Below are 18262 nucleotides of genomic sequence, written 5' to 3' on the forward strand. Positions count from 1 at the left end.
AATACTCAGCCATTGGGGGCGCCCAGGACGCAGCTTGAAATCTGCGCGTCCTGGACGGCCACGCCGGTCAGATCGGCCAGGGTAATCTGCTCGTCGTTGTCACGCCCTGGCGCGCGGCCTTCGAGCAGGGCGCCCAGTTCGACCAGTTGCTGCTCGCCGATCAAGCCGGCTTTCAGTGCGTGGGAGACCTCGCCGTACTGCGTGCATTGGTAAAGGGAGTCAACGACGATGCGCTCAGCCCGCGCGACCAGTGCCGGATCCAGCTCCTGCTTGCCCAGTGCGTCTGCGCCCACGGCGGTGATATGGCTGCCGGGTTGCACCCAGTCGCTGCGTAACAACGGTTCACGTGAGGGCGTTGCGCAGACGATGAAGTTTGCATCGAGTGCAACCTTTTCAGCGCTGCGCGTGACGTCAACGTCATAGCCAAGGCCGCTGGCGAATGCTTTGTATTCCTCCAACTGGGTTTCACCGCGCCCCCACACGACCACCTTACGGCAAGGGGTGACGCTAGCCAGCTGTTCCAGCTGCATCCGCGCCTGCACGCCGGTGCCCAGGATGCCGATCGCTTTGACCTGGGCGGGCGCCAGCAGGCGAGCGGCGATGCGCCCGGCCAGCGCAGTGCGGATGCAGGTCAGCCAGCCCTCATCCTGCAACAGGGCAATGGGCTGCCCGGTGGTGGCCGAGACCACCATCATCAGGCCGTCATTGCTGGGCAACCCTTTGGACGGGTTGTCGTAGAAGCCGGTCGACACCTTCACCGTGAAGGTGTCGCTGCCTTCGACATGGGCCGACTTGATGCAGCAGTCCCCGTTCGCCTGCGGGAACGTGAATGCCTGGGTGGGTGGAACCTGGACCTTGCCCTGTGAGAAGGCGATGAACCCTTGCTCAAGGCGCTGCACCGCCAGATCCAGATCAAGCCGGGAAATGATTTGTTCTTTGCTGAAGACTTTCATTGGACCGCCTCGAGGAATTTTTCGAGCACGATGTTGCGCCCGCAGATCACCACGGCGACGCGCTTGCCGCGATAGTCCTTGGCCAGTTTCTGCATGCCGGCAACCGCGACACCGGCGGCGCCTTCGATGATCCAGCGCTCAGCGCTGGCGACATCGCGCATCGCTGCCTTGATCTCAGCTTCGCTGACCAGCACGGTGCGGGTCAGTAGCGCCTGGCAGAGCGGGAAAGTGATGCAGCCCGGCTCGACACCGCCTGCGGTGCCATCGGAGATCGTGTCCTCTTCTTCCATCTCGATGATGTCCCCGGCTTCGAGCGAACGCAGCAGGGTTGGTGCGTTCGCGGGCCAGCAGCCGATGATGTCGATGTTCGGGTTGAGCGCGCGCAGTGCAACGCCGATGCCCGAGATCATTCCACCACCCCCTACCGCAACGAACACCGCGTCCAGGTCTGGGGCCTGTTCGAACAGTTCCATGCCGATGGTGCCTTGGCCGGCGATGACCTGTGGGTCGTTGTAGGGCGAGACAAAGGGTTTGCCCTGGGTTGCGGCCTGCCGTGCAGCTTCCAGTTCCACACCCAGCGGGTCCAGGGCGAGCGTCACCACGTCGGCGCCGAGCGCGCGCATGGCGTCGAGCTTGTACGCAGAGGCCGAGGTGGTGGTGTACACGGTGACCGGCACTCCCATCACCTTGCCCGCCAGTGCCAGGCCCTGCCCGTGGTTACCCGAAGAGGCCGTGATGACGCCGTGCTTGCGCTGTTCGGCTGGCAGCAGGCGAAGCTTGTTGCTGGCGCCGCGAAACTTGAACGAGCCAGTGTGTTGCAGGTGCTCGCATTTCAGATACACGCTGCACTCGGTGCTCGACGACAGCCGCGCGCTGTAAGTCAGCGGGGTGACACTGACTTCCGGGCGCAGCGCTTGATGGGCTTCTTTGATCGCCTGGTACAGCGAAGTCAGGTAATGGGCATCGAGAGACATGGGAGTACGGGTCCATTTGTGGATTTGAAATCCACAATAGACTCAATATCTACAATAGACAAGGGCCGGGCGACCCCTGGAAAGCCTTCAGGCGGGCAGGTCCCGCAGTTCTTTCAGGTACTTGTAAACCGTCGCCCGCCCCATGCTCAGTACATTGGCCACATAGTCAGCAGCGCTGCGGCCTTCGAATGCGCCTTCGGCATGCAGCGCCTCCACGAGGGCGCGTTTCTCTTTCATCTTCAATGTGCGCAATGACAAGTTGCGCGCCTGCAACCAGGCGTGCAGGAAGGTGTTGATGCGTTCCTGCCAGTCATCCTTGAACAACGCATCGGGCTGCGGCACCAGGCGGCTGAGCTGGAAGAACGCATCAAGCGCTTCGCGCGCCTGCTCCAGTACCGAGAAATTCAGGTTGATGCACAGCAGGTGTTCGGCTTCACCGCTCGCGTTGTAGAGCACGGTAGTAATCGAGCGAATCTTCTGCCCGTCCCAGTTGAGCTTCTCGTAAGGGCCAAGCTTGGCAGTGTTGCGAAAATCGCCCAGCTCCAGGTCCAGTGCCGAGTCATCGCCCAGTTTGCGCTTGGAAAAATTATTCGCGATGTGGACCACCGTCTGGCTGCGCACCTCATGGACGATGACTTCAGCGTGGGGGAAGAGCAGCAGCGCGATGCTGTCGGCGATTGCCTTGTAGTTTTCGATGTTCATCTTCGGCCAAGGATCAAGGACTGGAGTTGGCGTGTAGCCATTTTGTCCATGGTGGACTCAACCGCTACCCAACTTCAAGGCGCCTGCAAAGTCGCTTTTGAGTGCCTTTCGTACTGCCCCTGCTACGACAGCTCATTCCAAACGCGGTTTTTATGCCCTCTCATGCGATAAGCCGTGATTATTACGCCTTAGATAAGGCTTGTTTTTATAGTGCTAAAAAGCCAAAATAAGTACGTAATTACATAGTACGTAACACAACACGAAATCGTAGGAGCAAACATGGCCCGGGGCGGTATCAACAAGGCGGTAGTGCAGCAGGCAAGGCAGGTGCTGATCGCCCGGGGTGAGTACCCCAGCATCGATGCGGTACGTATCGAGCTGGGCAATACAGGCTCGAAGACCACCATTCACCGCTACCTCAAGGAGCTCGAAGGCGTGAAGCCTGCGGCGCTGCAGGGCACGCCTGCCTTGAGCGATACGCTGTCAAAACTGGTGTCGCAGCTGGCAGAGCAACTGCAGGAAGAGGCGGATGCGCGGTTCGAGCAGGTTGAAGCCACGCTCAATCAACAGCGCGAGCAGCTCGAAGCGCAGCTGCAACTGGCCCAGCAGGCGCTGGCCGCCGCGCACCAGCAACAGCAGATCCAGGACGCCGCGCTGGCCGCAGAATCGGAGCGCCTGAGCGCTACGCTCAGCACGCTGCAAGCCGAGCAACTGCGCGGTGCGAGCCTCAACCAGGCGCTGGGCGAGTTGCAGGTGCGCCTGGCCGACAAGGACGAGCAGGTGCGCTCGCTGGAGGAGAAACACCGCCACGCCCGCGATGCCCTGGAGCACTACCGCAACGCCAGCCGGGAGCAGCGTGAGCAGGACCAGCGTCGCCACGAGGCGCAAGTGCAACAGCTACAAGTCGAGCTGCGTCAGCTGCAGCAGGGGATGATCATCAAGCAGGATGAGTTGACCCGGCTGCACCGCGATAACGAACGCCTGCTCGGCGAGCATCGCCAGGTCAGCAGCGAGCGCAAGGCACTCGATGAGCTGCTTGAACAGCGCGACACGCAGATCCAAGGCCTGCGTACCATCCTGGCGCAGGCGCAGGGCGCCAGCGATGAAATGCGCCGGCAGCTGCAGGCGCAGAACCAGACCCTTGAGGACAAGCGTGCGCTGAGTGCAGAGCAGGGCAGGCAGCTGCAGTTTCTTGAAGATGAGTTGCTCAAGCGGGATGAGGCAATCAAGGCGCTTCAAGCCACGGCCGACGAAGTGACCCGCTAATGCTGCGCAAGCCACTGGCTGCGCCAATGACCAAAGGTGTCGCAACTCGTGTAGGAGCCGGCTTGCCGGCTCCTACACAGCCTTCAGGTGTTAACTGTCAACCTGCTTTGCGGCCTCAACGCCTGCCGCAGACAGCTTGATCGGGTAGCTGATGCTCAGCGGGTGATCACCTTCGGTCACCACGCTGCCATCCTGGATCAACCCGTGCGCTTGCAAGGTATTGAGCACATCGGCGACGGCCTTTTCACCACGGTAGTTGTCGAGCACTTCTTTGCCCAGCCCGTGCGGGTGGGCATGCAACAGCCGAGTCAGGATTTCGCTGCGCAATGTATCGATAGTCATCGGTGTCCTCCGATCATTTGCCGTGGGTGGCCTGGAGCGCCTTAGCCTGCTCCAGGTGGTGCTGCAGCGTGGGCAGCGTTTCGCTGGCAAACGCTTTCAGCTCAGCCTTGTCAGATGAAGCGGCTTCCTTCTTGAACAGCTCCACGGCCTTTTCATGGGCATCGACCTGGTTGTTGACGTAGGACTTGTCGAAAGACTCCTCGCGCCATTCGAGGATCACCTTCTTGACCTTGTCGGTCAGGGCCGCCTCGTCGGGCACGCTGATGTCGAGTTTGCGGGCGATATCCCCGAGCTTCTGGTTAGCCTTGGTGTGGTCGGTGACCATCTGCTGGGCGAAGGTCTTGATCTCAGCATTCTGGCTCTTTTCCAGGGCCAGATTGCCGGTGACCACCTCGGCGATGCCGGCCTCGGTGGCCGCATCGACGAAGTCATCGGAGGATGCCGCCAGAGCCTGCAGCGACGCCATGCCCAGCACCAACGACAAACCTGCGCGTTTGATGAACAAATTGCTCATGTCTCACTCCTTGCTATCGGTGGCGCGACCTCAGTGTCGCGTACGGTTGAGCCGCGTCCGTGGTCAGAGGTTTAATTTTTTTCAAGGGCTGGCGACCACCGCGCCTTTGCGGTTGAACGATGCCTGGCGGCTACGCTCACACATTCAAAGGTTGCCGCGAAGGAGCAGAGGATGAGCATTGAACGCAGCATTCCCGAGCTGGAGGCCTGGTATGCGCAGTACGACGATGACAGCTACCGCCGTGAGTCGCCGGACGCCTACCACCATGAACTGGTGCGTACAGCCGAAGCGCTGCGTGACGATGGCGCCATCGACTGGGACGACTGGCTGGCGCTCAAGGCCTTGGCGGATGAGGCCCATGTCGGTGCGTTGCAAGACGCGGTGCAGGCCCGTGTAGAAGACCCAGACGCATGAAAGCGCTGCGCATCGCCACCTTCAATATCAACGGTATCCGCAGCCGCCTGCCGGGCTTGCTGGCCTGGCTGGAGCGGGAAAAGCCCGACATCGCCTGCCTGCAGGAACTCAAGGCAGCCGATGCGCAGTTCCCTGGCGAAGCCTTCGAGGCCGCAGGCTATGGCTACCTGCACCACGGCCAGCCGTCGTGGAACGGGGTCGCGATCCTGGCGCGCGGCAGCCAGCCACTGGAGGTGCGCCGAGGGCTGCCGGGCATGGAAGACGACGGCCAGAGCCGCTATCTGGAAGCCGCAGTTCATGGCTTGCTGGTGGGGTGCCTGTACCTGCCCAACGGCAACCCCCAGCCTGGGCCCAAATTCGATTACAAGCTGCGCTGGTTCGAGTGCTTGAACGCGCATGCCCGTGAACTGCTGAGCAAGGGGCATCCCACCGTGCTGGCAGGCGACTTCAATGTGGTACCCAGCGATTTCGACATCTACAACCCGAAATCCTGGCTCAAGGATGCGTTGCTGCAGCCGGAGTCGCGCAGTTGCTACCAAGGCCTGCTCGACCAGGGCTGGACCGACGCCATCCGCCACCTCTATCCCAAGGAGCGCATCTATACCTTCTGGGATTACTTTCGCAACCATTGGGCGCGCAACGCTGGGCTGCGTATCGACCACCTGCTGCTCAACCCCGGGCTTGCGCCGTACCTCAAGGCCGGCGGGGTGGACGCGTGGGTGCGCAACGAACCCAAGGCCAGCGACCATGCGCCGACTTGGCTCGAACTGGCTACGCGCAAGCAGCGCTGAACTATAGTGATAGGCGGCGAACGCTTGAGGGCAAGGACTTCCATGGGTGCGGCCAGGAAACAGGACGAGGACGGGCTATTCGCGGTTACCGGCGAGGGGCGCGCGGTGGCGTTGTTCCGGCTGGTGCTGTCCTTCATGGCCGTGGTCATGCTGACGTTCGTGTCGATCGAGGGCTGGCGCATCTGGCGTGACTACAGGCACGCCTTCAGCAATGCCGAGAACATGGTCAGCAACCTGGCGAGGGCCACCGCCCAGCACGCCGAAGACGCCATCCGCCAGGTCGACGCCATCACCGCAGCCCTGGCCGAGCGCCTCGAAGGCGATGGCTTCGACCACCTCGACCGTCCGCGGTTGCATGCCTTGCTGGCGCAACAGAAAGCAATCATGCCGCAACTGCACGGGTTGTTCGTCTATGGCCCGGACGGCAGCTGGATCGTCACCGATCAGGCCGATGTCCCGGCCAATGCCAACAATGGCGACCGTGACTATTTTGTTTTTCACCGCACCCATACCGACCGCAGTGTGCGCATCGGCTCGGTGGTGCGCAGCCGTTCGACCGGCGACCTGATCATTCCCATCTCGCGCAGGTTGGACAACCCTGACGGCAGCTTCGCCGGGGTTCTGCTCGGGACCATCAAGGTGGACTGGTTCGTGCGCTACTACGGCGACTTCAAGATCGACGAGCGCGGCGCCCTGGTATTGGCCAAGCGCGATGGCACCATCCTGGTACGCCGGCCGTTCGTCGAACAGGTAGTGGGCCGCAGCCTGGCCAACAGCGAGATCTTTCTCAACCACCTGCCCTATGCAAGTGAGGGGCTGGCAGAGGCCGTTGCGGTCGTCGACGGTACGCCGCGGCTGTATGGCTATCGGGCACTGGCGAGCTACCCTTTGGTGGTCGAGGCAGGGTTGTCACGCGAATCGATCATCGCGCCCTGGCGGCATGATGTGATCAAGTCGGCTGCGGTGCTGTTGTTATTGCTGGTGGGGTTGGGCGCATTTGGCTGGGTGGTGTTGCGCCAGTTGCGCGAGCGGATCGCCATCGAACGGGCGTTGCACCAGGCGCATCAGACCCTCAAGTCGCTGGCCCTGACGGACAGCCTGACCGGCTTGGGCAACCGTCGCCGGCTGGATGCGGTGTTCGAGGCTGAGATTCGCCGGGCACGGCGCCAAGGCTATGCGCTAGCGCTGGTGATGCTCGACCTGGATTACTTCAAACTCTACAACGACCGCTATGGCCACCCGGCGGGTGACCAGTGCCTGCGGCGTTTCGCCGAACTGCTGCAGCAGGCGCTGAAACGGCCGGCGGACCTGGCCGTGCGCTATGGCGGTGAAGAGTTCACCGTACTGTTGCCGGACACCGACGTGCAGGGCGCCGAGCTGGTGGTCGAGGACATTCTGCAGTTGCTGCGCCGTCAACTGATCGAGCATGCCGGCAGCCCGCTGGGGCGAGTGTCGGCCAGTGCCGGCATAGCCGTGGGGCACCCGGCAACTGACGCAAGCAGCGCAGAAAGCCTGATGGCAGCAGCGGACAGTGCCTTGTATCAGGCTAAGCGGCAGGGCAGGGATGGCTACACCGTCGCGGGCAGCATGGCCATGAGTACCGGATGACCTTGAGCGCTTTATCGGCCTCTTCGCGGTTATTCACTGAATCAGAGAGCGTTTGGGAAGATCTACAGGTAGGGCCGGCGTTCCTTAGTCCGTTGCCAATGGCTGCGCCTGCAACTGCCAGCGCACCGAACTGACACCTTTCTCCAGGCTTACCCGGCTCACCAGGCGCTCCAGTTGCGCCGGTGCCTGCGGATTGCCCAGCAGTTCGGCGCGCACTTCCAGGCGCGCCGGGTTGGCCAGGTCCTCGCTGTGCAGCGACTGCAGGCGCAGTTCCGGGTCGCCCAGGCTGTGCAGCATCAGGCTGCGCACCTGGATCTCGTCCTCGGCACGGCACACCACGCGCACCTCGTAGCGCTGTTCGACTTCGCTGGCCGGCAGCACTTCCTGACGGTCCAGGCGCTGGGCGATGTCGCGCAGCAAAATGTTGGCGCACAGCACCACCAGGCTACCCAGTGCGGCCTCCAGGAGCAGGCCAAGGCTGCACAATACACCGACCGCCGCGGTGCACCACAGCGTGGCAGCGGTGTTCAAGCCACGCACGGTCATGCCGTCGCGCATGATCACACCGCCCCCCAGAAAGCCGATCCCCGACACCACATAGGCCGCAACCCGTGAAGCATCGGTGGGGGCCATGCCGGGCACGGCCTGGGTCATCAGCACGAACAGACAGGCGCCGGTGCTGACCAGCGCATTGGTGCGCAGCCCGGTCAGGCGTTGACGCAGTTGGCGCTCGGCACCGATCACGGCACCGAGCAGCAGGGCGATGCTGACACGCAGCAGAAATACTTTCCAATCCATAGCGAACCTCTTGCGCGGGCACATGCCCGCTCTAACGCCACAGCAGGTGGCGCGGTTTGAAAAAACCAGAAATGCGCAGTACCACGAAGGGTAGGAAGGGAGGAGTGGCTCAAGCCATGGGGCTGGAGCATTCCACCGTCTAGCCGTAAGCGAGACAGTGGCAGGACGCTGCCGGACTAGCTCGCCGAGTGGGCCTGTCGCAAGCGACTGGGGCTACTGTCCAATGCAGGGCTCCTGTTCAGGGAAGAGAAATTGCGGGGTGGACCTTACGCCCCGGTCTGCGCGGGGTCAAGGGCAAAGAGATGACAATGGCTTCATCAGGAAATGCCCTACAGTCGGTCACTGCTGCATGGAAAAAAACGCCGGTAATCGGTACCCTTGCGCCATTCTTCGCCATCACCCGGACCGTGACATGCTGTTCAATTTCGTCGTGCTGATCGGCACCCTGGTGGCCATGGAAGGTGTCGGCACGCTGGCACACAAATACATCATGCATGGCTGGGGCTGGTGGCTGCACCGTTCGCACCACGAGCCGCACTTGGGCATGCTCGAAACCAACGACCTCTATCTGCTGGCCCTGGGCCTGATCGCCGCTGCGCTGGTGGCACTGGGCAAGGCTGGCTATGCGCCATTGCAGTGGGTCGGTGGCGGTGTGGCGGGTTATGGGGTGTTGTATGTGCTGGCCCATGACGGCTTATTCCATCGGCATTGGCCACGCACGCCGCGGCCCATCAACCGTTACCTCAAACGCCTGCACCGCGCCCACCGGCTGCACCATGCGGTCAAGGGGCGCACGGGCAGCGTGTCGTTCGGTTTTTTCTATGCGCCGCCGCTGAACGTGCTCAAGCGCCAGTTACAGGCCCGGCGCAGCCGTAGCTGAGCGCGTCAATTCACCGTTTCACCCTTGCCTTGCGGCGCTGCCGCCGCATGCCCACGGCTCACCCACCAGCCAAACCCCGCCGCCGTGAAGAACATGATCAGGCTGTACAGCGCCGCCGGCACCGCCATGGTTGCGTTGTTCAGCAGCGAAGGGCTCAAGGCCAAAGCGATCGCCAGGGTGCCATTGTGGATGCCGATCTCCATGCCAATGGCGATGGCCTGACGCCTGGGAATGTTCAACCAGCGCGGCACCCAGTAACCGAGTGCCAGGCTGATCAGGTTGAACAGCAGCGCCGCCAGGCCGACCACGGGGGCGTACGCGACCACCGTCTGCCAGTCCTTGGCCAGGGCCAACACGATGGTGAACGCCAGGAACAGCGCGGCCACCAGCTTCATCGGCTTCTCCATGCGTGCGGCAAAACCCGGCGCCCAGCGGCGGATCAGCATGCCCAGGGCGACCGGCAACAGGACGATGGCGAACACCTGCATCACCTTGGCGAATTGCAGCGGGATGGCCTGGTCCGATGCCATAAACCACATCAGCGACAGGTTCACCAGGAGCGGCATGGTCAGGATTGCGATCAACGAGTTGACCGCCGTCAGGGTGATATTCAGCGCCACATCACCCTTCGCCAGGTGGCTGAACAGGTTGGCGGTGGTACCGCCCGGCGAGGCCGCCAGCAGCATCAGGCCGACGGCCAATGCCGACTCCAGGCCGAAGCCGTTGGCAATCAGGAAGCACACCAGCGGCAGCAGCAGTATCTGGCAGGCCAGGCCGACCACCACGGGTTTTGGATACTTCACTACACGGGCGAAGTCGGCCAGGGTCAGTGACAAGCCAAGGCCCAGCATGATGATGCCCAGGGCCAAAGGGAGAAAGGCGGTCAGCAAGGGCGAGGCGGTCATTGGCGGTCACTCGGGCAAGGGATCCAAGCAGTCTAGGACGGCCCTGAACGATAGCTAATTGCAATGCGCCACTAGTTGGTAACCTTTTGTTACTGCAATCCCGGCAAGCCCGGTGCCATCGCGTCTGCATGCCTCGTTGCGGTAGCCCGCTGCGCACAGTAGCATTCCCGCTTTTACCGAGGATTAGCCTGTCATGCCGTTCCAGCAAGGTCTGCTTGCCACTCCGGTGCCGGCCCACGCCCGCCACCTGTTCTTCTCCGTGCAGTCCGCCGACGCATTGCCGGCTGCATTGGACGCACTGCTGCCGCAGGTGGATGGCCAGCGCCTGATCGTCGGCATCGGCGCGCCGCTGGTGAAGGCCCTGGGCCGCGAAGTAGCCGGTCTGCGCGCCTTCCCGCAATTGGATGCAGCGGTGGAGAACCCCAGCACCCAGCACGCCTTGTGGGTCTGGCTGCGCGGCGATGAACGCGGCGACCTGCTGCTGCAAGCCCACGCGCTGGAGCAGGCACTGGCCCCAGCCTTGCACCTGGCCGACAGCGTCGATGGCTTCCTGCACCGCGGTGGCCACGACCTGACCGGTTACGAAGACGGTACCGAAAACCCAGTGGATCAGGATGCCGTCGAGGCCGCCATCGTTGCGCACGGTGAACCGGGCCTGGCGGGCTCCAGCTTTGCGGCCTTCCAGCTGTGGAAGCATGACCTGGAATACTTCAAATCGCTGCCCCAGGCAGACCAGGACAACATCATCGGCCGTCGCTTGAGCGACAACGAAGAGCTCGACGACGCGCCGGAGTCGGCCCACGTCAAACGCACCGCTCAGGAAAGCTTCGAGCCGGAGGCCTTCATGGTGCGCCGCTCGGTGGCCTGGGCCGACAGCCGCGGCGCAGGCCTGGCATTTGTCGCCCTTGGCCATAGCTTCGATGCCTTCGAGGTGCAACTGCGGCGCATGAGCGGCCTGGAAGACGGCATCATCGATGGCCTGTACCGCTTCAGCCGCCCGCTGACCGGTGGTTACTACTGGTGCCCGCCGATGATCGATACGCGCCTGGACCTCAGCCTGCTGCTGCACGCCTGATCACTAAACATCCAGATACAGAATCACAGGCCAGGCCAGGGTAGAGCGGCTAGCCTTGAAAGTTTCCGATTCATTACGGGAGCTTTCCATGTATGCACGTCGCGATGTCCTACGCGCCGGGGCGGCTTTAGGCCTGCTCGCCACCGCCCCCTGGCTGCATGCTGCGCCCTCTGCCGGGTTGTTGACGCGCAAGGTCCCGTCTACAGGCGAGGCCTTGCCGGTAATTGGCGCCGGCACTTCAGGCAGTTTCGAAGTTGTGGCCGGGTCCGCCGAGTACCAGCAGCTCAAGCAGGTGCTCAAGGCGTTCTTCGACGGTGGCGGCAAGGTCATTGACACCTCACCGAACTACGGCGGTGCCGACAGCATTCTCGGCCAGTTGCTGGAGGAGGGTGGCTGGCACCGGCAGTGCTTCATCGCCACCAAGATCGCAGCCGACAGCCGGGCCGACGCCGAGGCGCAATGGGCCGGCAGCCTCCAGAGCCTGCGTACCGACAAGGTCGACCTGCTGCAGATCCACAACCTGCGTGACTGGCAGACGCAACTGCCCTACGCCCGTGAGCTCAAGCAGCAGGGCAAAACCCGCTACGTCGGCATTACCCATTACCTCAACAGTGGCCAGGACGAAGTCGCGCGCATCGTGCGCAGCGAGCCGCTGGACTTCATCCAGATCAACTATTCGGTCAATGCGCCACACGCGGCCCGTGAACTGCTGCCACTGTGCCAGGACAAAGGCGTGGCCGTGCTGATCAACCGCGCGTTCGACGACGGCCGCCTGTTCGCCAAGGTCAAGGACCAACCCTTGCCAGCCTGGGCCGCAGAGGCGGGCATTGGCAGTTGGGCGCAGCTGTTCCTCAAGTTCGCCATCAGCCACCCGGCCGTGACCACCGTCATCCCTGCAACCGGCCGCCCCGATCGCCAGCTCGACCAGCTCAAGGCGGGCCACGAGCCCTTGCTCACCCCGGCGCAGCAACAGGCGCTGATCCAACAGTTCGCCTGACACCATGAGCCGTTGGCGCGGAGGGCTGAACCTTGAGCCGGGCGAGGGCCCGGCCGTGGTGGCGGGATTGGCGCTGTTCTACCTGCTGTTCACCGGTTATTTCATGTTGCGCCCGGTGCGTGAAACCATGGGTATCGCAGGAGGGGTCGACAACCTGCAATGGCTGTTTACCGGCACTTTCATTGCCACGCTGGCCTGCCTGCCGCTGTTCGGCTGGTTGGCCTCGAAGGTCCGTCGACGGCAGATCCTGCCTTGGACCTACGGTTTCTTCGCCTGCAACCTGTTGCTGTTTGCCATGCTCTTTGCCCGTGAACCGGACGACCTGTGGACTGCGCGGGCGTTCTATATCTGGCTGTCGGTGTTCAACCTGCTGACCATCTCACTTGCCTGGAGTGTGCTCACCGATCTATTTACCACCGAACAGGGCAAGCGCCTGTTCGGTTTGCTGGCCGCCGGGGCCAGCCTGGGCGGCCTGAGCGGGCCGATCCTTGGCACGTTGCTGGTCGCACCACTGGGCCATGCCGGCCTGGTGCTGCTCGCTGGCCTGTTTCTGCTCGGCAGCGTTGCCGCAGGCGGTTACCTGCAACGCTGGCGAGATCGGCATCCATTGCCTGCACACCGTGAACAATCTGCCTCGAAGCCCTTGGGCGGCAATCCATTCGCCGGCGCGACCGCTGTATTGCGTTCGCCGTACCTGTTGGGGATAGCCCTGTTCGTCGTGCTATTGGCCAGCGTCAGCACTTTCCTTTACTTCGAGCAGGCGCGGATCGTCAGCGTAACCTTCAGCGACCGCACCCGTCAGACCCAAGTCTTTGGCCTCATCGACAGTGTGGTCCAGGCCCTGGCGATACTCACCCAGGTCTTTATCACCGGCCGCCTGGCCAAACGCATGGGCGTCGGCGTGTTGCTGGTGGCGGTGCCGCTGGTCATGGCGGCAGGCTTTGTCTGGCTGGCACTGGCCCCGGTATTTGCCGTGTTCGTGGTGGTGATGGTGGTCCGCCGGGCAGGGGAGTACGCCCTGGTGCGGCCGGGGCGGGAGATGCTGTTCACGGTGTTGCCGGCCGAGGACAAGTACAAAGCCAAGAACTTTATCGACACGGTGGTCTACCGTGGCGGCGATGCCCTGAGCGGTTGGGTCAAGCGTGGCCTGGATGTGCTGGGCGACCATCCGCAACTGGCCATGCTCATCGGCACGGCGATTGCCCTCGGCTGGGGTGTCACCGGTGCTTGGTTGGGCAGGCGGCAGCAGCAGCTGGATGTTGAACCGACGGCAACCACTGGCGCACCAAATACTCCACCGCCGCTTATTTAACGCCACCGGTCCGAACCCATCGCAATAAAACGAATCCCTGGATATCGCCGAACTCCGAACCTATGTACGGCGCCAAGCCGTGCATCCCTAAGTCACATGAGGTTTTGCACCATGGACAAGAAAGATAAGGGCAGTTCCGGCAGTCAGGCAGGTCAGGGCAGCCAGGGCGGCAGCAAAAACCCAGGGAACTTCGCCAATGACCGCGAGAAGGCCTCCGAGGCCGGACGCAAAGGGGGCCAACAGTCCGGTGGTGGCCACACCAACGACACGAGCCGCAAGGGCGGCCGTTCGTAAGTGACGTAACGCAGTGCCGGGGCAACCTGGCACTGCGGTTCACCGTAAAACGAGGACAACCCATGCGCTTGATACCGATGTTGGGCCTACTCGGCACCTTGTCCCTGATTGGCGGTTGTTTTGACCGTGACAGTGACCACCCGGCCAAGGATGCCGACGAAAGCAAACCCTCGCTGCAGATGCAGCAAAACACCGAAAAACCTGCGCCACAACCCGCGCCAGGCCCTGAGCCGATGCCTGGCCAAGGCCAAAGCCAGTAAACAGACGATGAGGCGCGGCATGACGGTACTGACCGATGACAGCTCCCTACCCACACGGGCAGAGACCGCGTGTCCGACCCTCGCCAACCGCTACCAGGCATTCTTGAATGGCAATGCCAGCGGCGCGCGGCAATGGCTTTGCGAACAGCTCGCGCGGGTCGACGGCAAGCCCGATGACCTGCCGGACAACCCGCAGGAGCTGCTTGCCTGGAGCGCGCGACACGCTTCACAGGTTGCCGGCGAGCACGCCGAATACCTTAAAAAACGCCATCAAGGCGCGCCCCGCCGGTACTTCGCCAACCGCGCCCATGCGTTGTGGTTTGTGCAGCAGGTAGCACCGACCAAGGCTGTGGACGGAGCATGGCTGTTCAGCACGCTGCGTCACTGGCAGGACCCCCGTTTCCACGGCTTGATTCGCACCTACCTCGAAGAACTGGGCGAGGGCGACCCACGCTGCAACCATGTACTGATCTACCACCGGCTGCTCAGCCGGCTAGGCTGCCTGGAGCCTGCAGCGCTGGAGGATGACCGTTACCTGCAGGGCGCGCTGCAACTGGCGCTGGGTTTGAGCGGTGATGAGTTTCTGCCAGAAGTGATCGGCTACAACCTGGGCTATGAGCAGCCGCCGCTTCATCTGCTGATCACGACCCACGAACTGGCCGAGCTTGGCATCGACGGACATTACTTCCAATTGCACGTCACTATCGACAATGCATCCAGCGGCCATGCCAGCAAAGCCATCCATGCGTTGCAGCAACTCTGCCCGCAACACGGCGCCGAGCGGTTCTACCGACGGGTCAGACACGGTTATCGCCTGAATGACCTGGGCACCGACACCCCGAGCCTGATCGGCTGCTTCGACCTGGATGGCGAATTGCTCGCAGCGCTGGAGCGCAAGCGAGTATTCGGCCAGTTCATGCATGCTGACCGCTGCCGGCTACAGCAGCGTACAGTCAACCAATGGCTGGCCGAACCCGGTGCGTTACCGGATTTCTTGCAGGCCCTGCAAGCCCAGGGCTGGATCAAACGTGGGCAGAACCCCGCCGACAGCCGCTGGTGGTCGCTGATCGAAGGCCCCAGCGCACCCATGTTCGGCGTATTCAACGCCTACGAAAAGCAGCTGTGGCATGACTGGATTGCCGGCGAGTGGCATTCACCGCTGCGCCGGGTGGCGCCAGGCAGCTGGCAATCCGCTACGCCGCAGAAGCCGCTGCACGACACCGCTCAGGTGCAGGTGGAGATGGACACCCTGATCGCGCGCATGGCCGGTAATCGTCACGCCCTGCCGGAGGGCCTGCACGCCACCCGTGCCTACCTCGAAGCCACCGGTCTCGCCCAGGAACGGGCGCACTGACGATGCTCACCCCACAACAGTTCCAGGCAGACCAAGCGTTGCTGCAATTGGGCCGGCGCTTGCGTGCTGACGGCTATCGCTTTACCTGCGTGACGCCTGCCACTCATGCCCTCAACAACGCGAAAAGTGGGGCCGCGCAGGCCAGTGACCTGCGCGGCGTGTTCGGCTGGAGCCGCCCGTTCCCACGTTCGCTGTTATCCGCTGACGAACTGGAACAATTGCGCACCGCGCAGGTGCTGCACGAAGAGGGCGCACTGCTGCGCAGCCAGGTGGGCTGGTCCAGCCTCGACGACTTGCTTCTGGTGCATTCCGCCTACCCGACCGAGGCCAGCGATGCGGTGTTCTTCGGCCCCGACAGCTACCGTTTCGCCCAGGTCATCCACGACCACCTACAGCGCTGCCCGGTGCGTGTCGAACATGCCGTGGACATCGGCTGCGGCACAGGCATTGGCGCCTTGCTGATTGCCCGCGCCGCACAGCACGCACAGGTCAGCGCGGTCGACATCAACCCGCTGGCCCTGCGCTACACCGCGATCAACGCGGCGCTGGCGGGGGTGAGCAATGTATCGGTCGAGTGCAGCGACCTGCTCGACGGCCTCAGCGGCAGTTTCGACCTGATCGTGGCCAACCCGCCGTATATGCTCGACCCCACTCAGCGCACCTACCGCCATGGGGGCGGCAGCCTTGGCGCGCAATTGTCACTGCGGATCGTCGAACAGGCCCGCGAACGCTTGAGCCCAGGGGGCTCGCTGTTGCTTTACACCGGCGTGGCAATCGTCGAGGGCCGCGACCCTCTGCTCGAAGCCATCCGTCTGCGGCTGGCCGGCCCGGAATGGGCGTGGGTGTATCGCGAGGTGGACCCGGACGTATTCGGCGAACAATTGGACGAACCTGGGTATGAGCAGGTCGAACGCATCGCCGCAGTGGCCCTGACCGTCAACCGCAGCGCGTGAGCGCACGCTGCAGCAGGGCTTGCAAAAGGGCCGCGTTTGCCGACAATGGCGACGCTCCCGCATGCCATTCGGAACCGCCCGCGCCATGATGCTGATCCAGCAATTCCCCGAGATTTCCCTCGCTGATACCCTGTTCGTCTTTGCCCTCGAAGCCGAAGCCGGCAACGTTTTTACCGAGATGAACAGCGTGTTCACCGGCATCGGCAAGGTCAACGCCGCGATCGCCCTGACCAAGGCCATCCACCGGCGCAAGCCCAAGCTCATCGTCAACCTGGGTTCCGCTGGCAGCCAAGGGCATGGCAAAGGCGCAGTGGTGTGCTGTACGCGCTTCGTGCAACGTGACATGGACGTGACCCCGTTGGGCTTTGCCCGCTATCAAACGCCGCTATCGGACATTCCGGTGTTGCTGGAGTATGGCCACCAGATCCCCGGCCTGCCGGTAGAGACTTGCGGCAGCGGCGACAGTTTCGAGATCAACCACGGCGAAGCGCCGTATGACGTCGTCGACATGGAGGCCTACGTGCTTGCGCTGATCGCCCGTAATGAAGGTATTCCGTTCGTGTGCCTGAAATACATCTCCGATGACGCCGGCAGCGATGCGGCCGAGGACTGGGCGGTGCAGGTTCACTTGGCGGCTGAGGCCTTCAAGCGGGTGTTGTTCAACGCCGCGAGCTGACCCTCCTTTGGGGCCGCCCTGAGCACAGGCAAACCTGAGGGGGTTTAAACGCGAAAAGGGCGACGCGGTTTCCAGCATATTGAATAAACCTTCGGCGCGCCGTGCAGTCACTTCAAGTAAGCGCCCGGCATTTCCGGGCCAAGGAGGTGGCTGATGACCCTTGTCTGCCTGCTGCGTGGCTGCCACTGGCGCGCCATGGCCAACCCTGAAGTGATCGGGCTGCACTGCCAGCTTTGCGAACGCTGTGGCGCGGTGCGTTACTGCCAGCCCGGCCAACCCATGCAACCTTAGGAGGCTCGCCATGGCCAGGGCAATCTGGAAAGGCGCGATCAGTTTTGGCCTGGTGCATATCCCGGTCTCCCTCAACACCGCTGTGCGCACCGAACGCATCGACTTCGACTGGCTGGACAAGCGCAGCATGGAGCCGGTGGGTTACAAGCGGGTCAACAAGGTGACCGGCAAGGAAATCGACAAAGACAACATTGTCAAAGGCGTGGAGTACGAGAAAGGGCGCTATGTGGTGATCAGCGAGGATGAGATCCGCAAGGCCCGCCCCGAAGCGACGCAGACCATCGACATTTTTTCTTTCGTGGCCGCCAGCGAAATCCCGCTGCAGCAATTCGATACCCCCTATTACCTGAGCCCCGACCGCCGTGGTGGCAAAGTGTATGCGTTGCTGCGTGAAACCCTGGAAAGCACTGGCAAAGTAGCCCTCGCCACGGTGGTGCTGCACACCCGTCAGCACCTGGCGCTGTTGCGGCCGCTGGATGATGCACTGGTAATGATCACGTTGCGCTGGCCAGAAGAGGTACGCGGGCTGGATACCCTGGAACTGGACAAGAGCGTCACCGACACCAAGGTCGACAAGCGTGAACTGGACATGGCGAAGCGGTTGGTCGAGGACATGAGCGGGGCCTGGGCGCCAGATGACTACCATGACGCGTTTCGCCAGACCATCATGGACCTGGTGGAGGAGAAGGCCAGTAAAGGCAAGATCAGCGTGGTCGACAAGGGCGAGGGTGGCGACAGCGAGAAAAGCGCCGACATCATCGACCTTACCGAGTTGCTCAAGCGCAGCCTTGGCGGCAAAGCAGCCAAGAAGGCGCCGGCAGAGAAAAAACCGGCCAAGCGAACCCGCAAAGCCTCTTGAAAGCAGGCGCGGCCTCTTCGCCGGGTTGCCCCGCGAAGAGGCCG

Annotated in this window: 22 protein-coding genes; 15 read left to right on the top strand and 7 right to left on the bottom strand. The window is 62.8% G+C overall.

The features are described 5' to 3' along the window. Positions 1–5 precede the first annotated feature (5 nt). The 3 genes from ACIPIJ_RS10485 to ACIPIJ_RS10495 all read right to left on the bottom strand — a co-directional run bounded on the left by ACIPIJ_RS10485 (position 6) and on the right by ACIPIJ_RS10495 (position 2629). A complete protein-coding gene (locus ACIPIJ_RS10485) occupies positions 6–953 on the bottom strand; it encodes an ornithine cyclodeaminase family protein (RefSeq protein WP_401075913.1) in 948 nt (315 codons plus the stop codon). Beyond that, positions 950–1927, bottom strand: coding sequence for a threonine/serine dehydratase (locus ACIPIJ_RS10490; protein ID WP_401075916.1), 978 nt, complete (start codon positions 1925–1927; stop codon positions 950–952). The genes ACIPIJ_RS10485 and ACIPIJ_RS10490 overlap by 4 nt, the downstream gene beginning before the upstream one ends. An 87-nt stretch (positions 1928–2014) precedes the next feature. Beyond that, positions 2015–2629 carry a transcriptional regulator gene (locus ACIPIJ_RS10495; RefSeq protein ID WP_401075919.1) on the bottom strand — a complete coding sequence of 205 codons (615 nt, stop codon included), beginning with the start codon at positions 2627–2629 and terminating at the stop codon, positions 2015–2017. A gap of 279 nt (positions 2630–2908) precedes the next feature. Between ACIPIJ_RS10495 and ACIPIJ_RS10500 the strand changes: the two genes are divergently transcribed. Then, positions 2909–3895, top strand: coding sequence for a DNA-binding protein (locus tag ACIPIJ_RS10500; protein WP_401075922.1), 987 nt, complete (start codon positions 2909–2911; stop codon positions 3893–3895). A 90-nt stretch (positions 3896–3985) separates the two neighbouring features. Here ACIPIJ_RS10500 and ACIPIJ_RS10505 read toward each other — a convergent pair whose 3' ends face one another. Both ACIPIJ_RS10505 and ACIPIJ_RS10510 read right to left on the bottom strand, forming a co-directional pair. Next, a complete protein-coding gene (locus ACIPIJ_RS10505) occupies positions 3986–4237 on the bottom strand; it encodes a hypothetical protein (RefSeq protein WP_401075925.1) in 252 nt (83 codons plus the stop codon). A gap of 13 nt (positions 4238–4250) precedes the next feature. Beyond that, positions 4251–4751 carry a DUF4142 domain-containing protein gene (locus ACIPIJ_RS10510; protein WP_401075928.1) on the bottom strand — a complete coding sequence of 167 codons (501 nt, stop codon included), beginning with the start codon at positions 4749–4751 and terminating at the stop codon, positions 4251–4253. Positions 4752–4922: 171 nt separating this feature from the next. Between ACIPIJ_RS10510 and ACIPIJ_RS10515 the strand changes: the two genes are divergently transcribed. The 3 genes from ACIPIJ_RS10515 to ACIPIJ_RS10525 are packed head-to-tail and all read left to right on the top strand — an operon-like array spanning position 4923 to position 7564. Then, on the top strand, positions 4923–5165 hold the full coding sequence (locus ACIPIJ_RS10515; RefSeq protein ID WP_401075931.1) for a hypothetical protein: 243 nt from the start codon (positions 4923–4925) through the stop codon (positions 5163–5165). Further along, entirely contained in the window at positions 5162–5956 is a 795-nt protein-coding gene (xth, locus tag ACIPIJ_RS10520; RefSeq protein WP_401075934.1) for an exodeoxyribonuclease III, read from the top strand. The genes ACIPIJ_RS10515 and xth overlap by 4 nt, the downstream gene beginning before the upstream one ends. Positions 5957–5998: 42 nt before the next feature. Next, positions 5999–7564: a diguanylate cyclase gene (locus tag ACIPIJ_RS10525; protein WP_401075937.1), complete on the top strand. Its 1566-nt coding sequence runs from the start codon at positions 5999–6001 to the stop codon at positions 7562–7564. An 84-nt stretch (positions 7565–7648) separates the two neighbouring features. Here the strand turns inward: ACIPIJ_RS10525 and ACIPIJ_RS10530 are convergent, their stop codons facing one another. Then, positions 7649–8362 carry an MgtC/SapB family protein gene (locus tag ACIPIJ_RS10530; RefSeq protein WP_401075940.1) on the bottom strand — a complete coding sequence of 238 codons (714 nt, stop codon included), beginning with the start codon at positions 8360–8362 and terminating at the stop codon, positions 7649–7651. Between the two features lie 412 nt (positions 8363–8774). Here ACIPIJ_RS10530 and ACIPIJ_RS10535 point away from each other — a divergent pair, with 412 nt between their 5' ends. Then, complete coding sequence (locus ACIPIJ_RS10535) at positions 8775–9242, top strand: sterol desaturase family protein (protein WP_401075943.1); 468 nt, start codon at positions 8775–8777, stop codon at positions 9240–9242. A 5-nt stretch (positions 9243–9247) separates the two neighbouring features. On the opposite strand, the gene ACIPIJ_RS10540 is transcribed toward ACIPIJ_RS10535, so the two are convergent. Beyond that, positions 9248–10147, bottom strand: coding sequence for a bile acid:sodium symporter family protein (locus ACIPIJ_RS10540; RefSeq protein ID WP_401075946.1), 900 nt, complete (start codon positions 10145–10147; stop codon positions 9248–9250). A gap of 193 nt (positions 10148–10340) precedes the next feature. Here ACIPIJ_RS10540 and ACIPIJ_RS10545 point away from each other — a divergent pair, with 193 nt between their 5' ends. The 10 genes from ACIPIJ_RS10545 (at position 10341) to ACIPIJ_RS10590 (ending at position 18218) form a co-directional block, all read left to right on the top strand. After that, positions 10341–11222 (top strand): Dyp-type peroxidase, encoded by an 882-nt coding sequence (locus ACIPIJ_RS10545; protein ID WP_401075949.1) that lies wholly within the window; start codon positions 10341–10343, stop codon positions 11220–11222. Between the two features lie 88 nt (positions 11223–11310). Further along, positions 11311–12219: an aldo/keto reductase gene (locus tag ACIPIJ_RS10550; protein ID WP_401075952.1), complete on the top strand. Its 909-nt coding sequence runs from the start codon at positions 11311–11313 to the stop codon at positions 12217–12219. 4 nt (positions 12220–12223) lie between these two features. Next, the gene (locus tag ACIPIJ_RS10555) at positions 12224–13531 is read left to right on the top strand and encodes an NTP/NDP exchange transporter (RefSeq protein WP_401075954.1); all 1308 of its coding nucleotides are present in this window, start codon (positions 12224–12226) and stop codon (positions 13529–13531) included. Positions 13532–13642: 111 nt separating this feature from the next. Continuing rightward, positions 13643–13825, top strand: a complete 183-nt coding sequence (locus ACIPIJ_RS10560) for a general stress protein (RefSeq protein ID WP_401075957.1) — start codon at positions 13643–13645, stop codon at positions 13823–13825. 62 nt (positions 13826–13887) lie between these two features. Beyond that, positions 13888–14085, top strand: a complete 198-nt coding sequence (locus tag ACIPIJ_RS10565; protein ID WP_401075959.1) for a hypothetical protein — start codon at positions 13888–13890, stop codon at positions 14083–14085. Positions 14086–14104: 19 nt separating this feature from the next. After that, positions 14105–15439: an iron-containing redox enzyme family protein gene (locus ACIPIJ_RS10570; RefSeq protein WP_401075962.1), complete on the top strand. Its 1335-nt coding sequence runs from the start codon at positions 14105–14107 to the stop codon at positions 15437–15439. 2 nt (positions 15440–15441) lie between these two features. Beyond that, positions 15442–16392 carry a methyltransferase gene (locus ACIPIJ_RS10575; RefSeq protein WP_401075965.1) on the top strand — a complete coding sequence of 317 codons (951 nt, stop codon included), beginning with the start codon at positions 15442–15444 and terminating at the stop codon, positions 16390–16392. An 85-nt stretch (positions 16393–16477) separates the two neighbouring features. After that, positions 16478–17068 carry a nucleosidase gene (locus ACIPIJ_RS10580; protein WP_401077542.1) on the top strand — a complete coding sequence of 197 codons (591 nt, stop codon included), beginning with the start codon at positions 16478–16480 and terminating at the stop codon, positions 17066–17068. A gap of 153 nt (positions 17069–17221) precedes the next feature. After that, on the top strand, positions 17222–17359 hold the full coding sequence (locus ACIPIJ_RS10585) for a PSPA7_2676 family Cys-rich small protein (protein ID WP_401075968.1): 138 nt from the start codon (positions 17222–17224) through the stop codon (positions 17357–17359). Positions 17360–17369: 10 nt separating this feature from the next. Beyond that, positions 17370–18218 carry a Ku protein gene (locus ACIPIJ_RS10590; protein ID WP_401075971.1) on the top strand — a complete coding sequence of 283 codons (849 nt, stop codon included), beginning with the start codon at positions 17370–17372 and terminating at the stop codon, positions 18216–18218. Positions 18219–18262: the final 44 nt, after the last annotated feature.

The sequence above is a fragment of the Pseudomonas sp. NPDC087185 genome (assembly GCF_044744955.1).
In the GTDB taxonomy this organism is placed as follows: Bacteria; Pseudomonadota; Gammaproteobacteria; order Pseudomonadales; family Pseudomonadaceae; genus Aquipseudomonas.

Coding starts and splice junctions, on each gene's coding strand:
- ACIPIJ_RS10485 (WP_401075913.1), bottom strand. CDS start 953: ATGAAAGTCTTCAGCAAAGAACAAATCATTTCCCGGCTTGATCTGGAT.
- ACIPIJ_RS10490 (WP_401075916.1), bottom strand. CDS start 1,927: ATGTCTCTCGATGCCCATTACCTGACTTCGCTGTACCAGGCGATCAAA.
- ACIPIJ_RS10495 (WP_401075919.1), bottom strand. CDS start 2,629: ATGAACATCGAAAACTACAAGGCAATCGCCGACAGCATCGCGCTGCTG.
- ACIPIJ_RS10500 (WP_401075922.1), top strand. CDS start 2,909: ATGGCCCGGGGCGGTATCAACAAGGCGGTAGTGCAGCAGGCAAGGCAG.
- ACIPIJ_RS10505 (WP_401075925.1), bottom strand. CDS start 4,237: ATGACTATCGATACATTGCGCAGCGAAATCCTGACTCGGCTGTTGCAT.
- ACIPIJ_RS10510 (WP_401075928.1), bottom strand. CDS start 4,751: ATGAGCAATTTGTTCATCAAACGCGCAGGTTTGTCGTTGGTGCTGGGC.
- ACIPIJ_RS10515 (WP_401075931.1), top strand. CDS start 4,923: ATGAGCATTGAACGCAGCATTCCCGAGCTGGAGGCCTGGTATGCGCAG.
- xth (WP_401075934.1), top strand. CDS start 5,162: ATGAAAGCGCTGCGCATCGCCACCTTCAATATCAACGGTATCCGCAGC.
- ACIPIJ_RS10525 (WP_401075937.1), top strand. CDS start 5,999: ATGGGTGCGGCCAGGAAACAGGACGAGGACGGGCTATTCGCGGTTACC.
- ACIPIJ_RS10530 (WP_401075940.1), bottom strand. CDS start 8,362: ATGGATTGGAAAGTATTTCTGCTGCGTGTCAGCATCGCCCTGCTGCTC.
- ACIPIJ_RS10535 (WP_401075943.1), top strand. CDS start 8,775: ATGCTGTTCAATTTCGTCGTGCTGATCGGCACCCTGGTGGCCATGGAA.
- ACIPIJ_RS10540 (WP_401075946.1), bottom strand. CDS start 10,147: ATGACCGCCTCGCCCTTGCTGACCGCCTTTCTCCCTTTGGCCCTGGGC.
- ACIPIJ_RS10545 (WP_401075949.1), top strand. CDS start 10,341: ATGCCGTTCCAGCAAGGTCTGCTTGCCACTCCGGTGCCGGCCCACGCC.
- ACIPIJ_RS10550 (WP_401075952.1), top strand. CDS start 11,311: ATGTATGCACGTCGCGATGTCCTACGCGCCGGGGCGGCTTTAGGCCTG.
- ACIPIJ_RS10555 (WP_401075954.1), top strand. CDS start 12,224: ATGAGCCGTTGGCGCGGAGGGCTGAACCTTGAGCCGGGCGAGGGCCCG.
- ACIPIJ_RS10560 (WP_401075957.1), top strand. CDS start 13,643: ATGGACAAGAAAGATAAGGGCAGTTCCGGCAGTCAGGCAGGTCAGGGC.
- ACIPIJ_RS10565 (WP_401075959.1), top strand. CDS start 13,888: ATGCGCTTGATACCGATGTTGGGCCTACTCGGCACCTTGTCCCTGATT.
- ACIPIJ_RS10570 (WP_401075962.1), top strand. CDS start 14,105: ATGACGGTACTGACCGATGACAGCTCCCTACCCACACGGGCAGAGACC.
- ACIPIJ_RS10575 (WP_401075965.1), top strand. CDS start 15,442: ATGCTCACCCCACAACAGTTCCAGGCAGACCAAGCGTTGCTGCAATTG.
- ACIPIJ_RS10580 (WP_401077542.1), top strand. CDS start 16,478: ATGATGCTGATCCAGCAATTCCCCGAGATTTCCCTCGCTGATACCCTG.
- ACIPIJ_RS10585 (WP_401075968.1), top strand. CDS start 17,222: ATGACCCTTGTCTGCCTGCTGCGTGGCTGCCACTGGCGCGCCATGGCC.
- ACIPIJ_RS10590 (WP_401075971.1), top strand. CDS start 17,370: ATGGCCAGGGCAATCTGGAAAGGCGCGATCAGTTTTGGCCTGGTGCAT.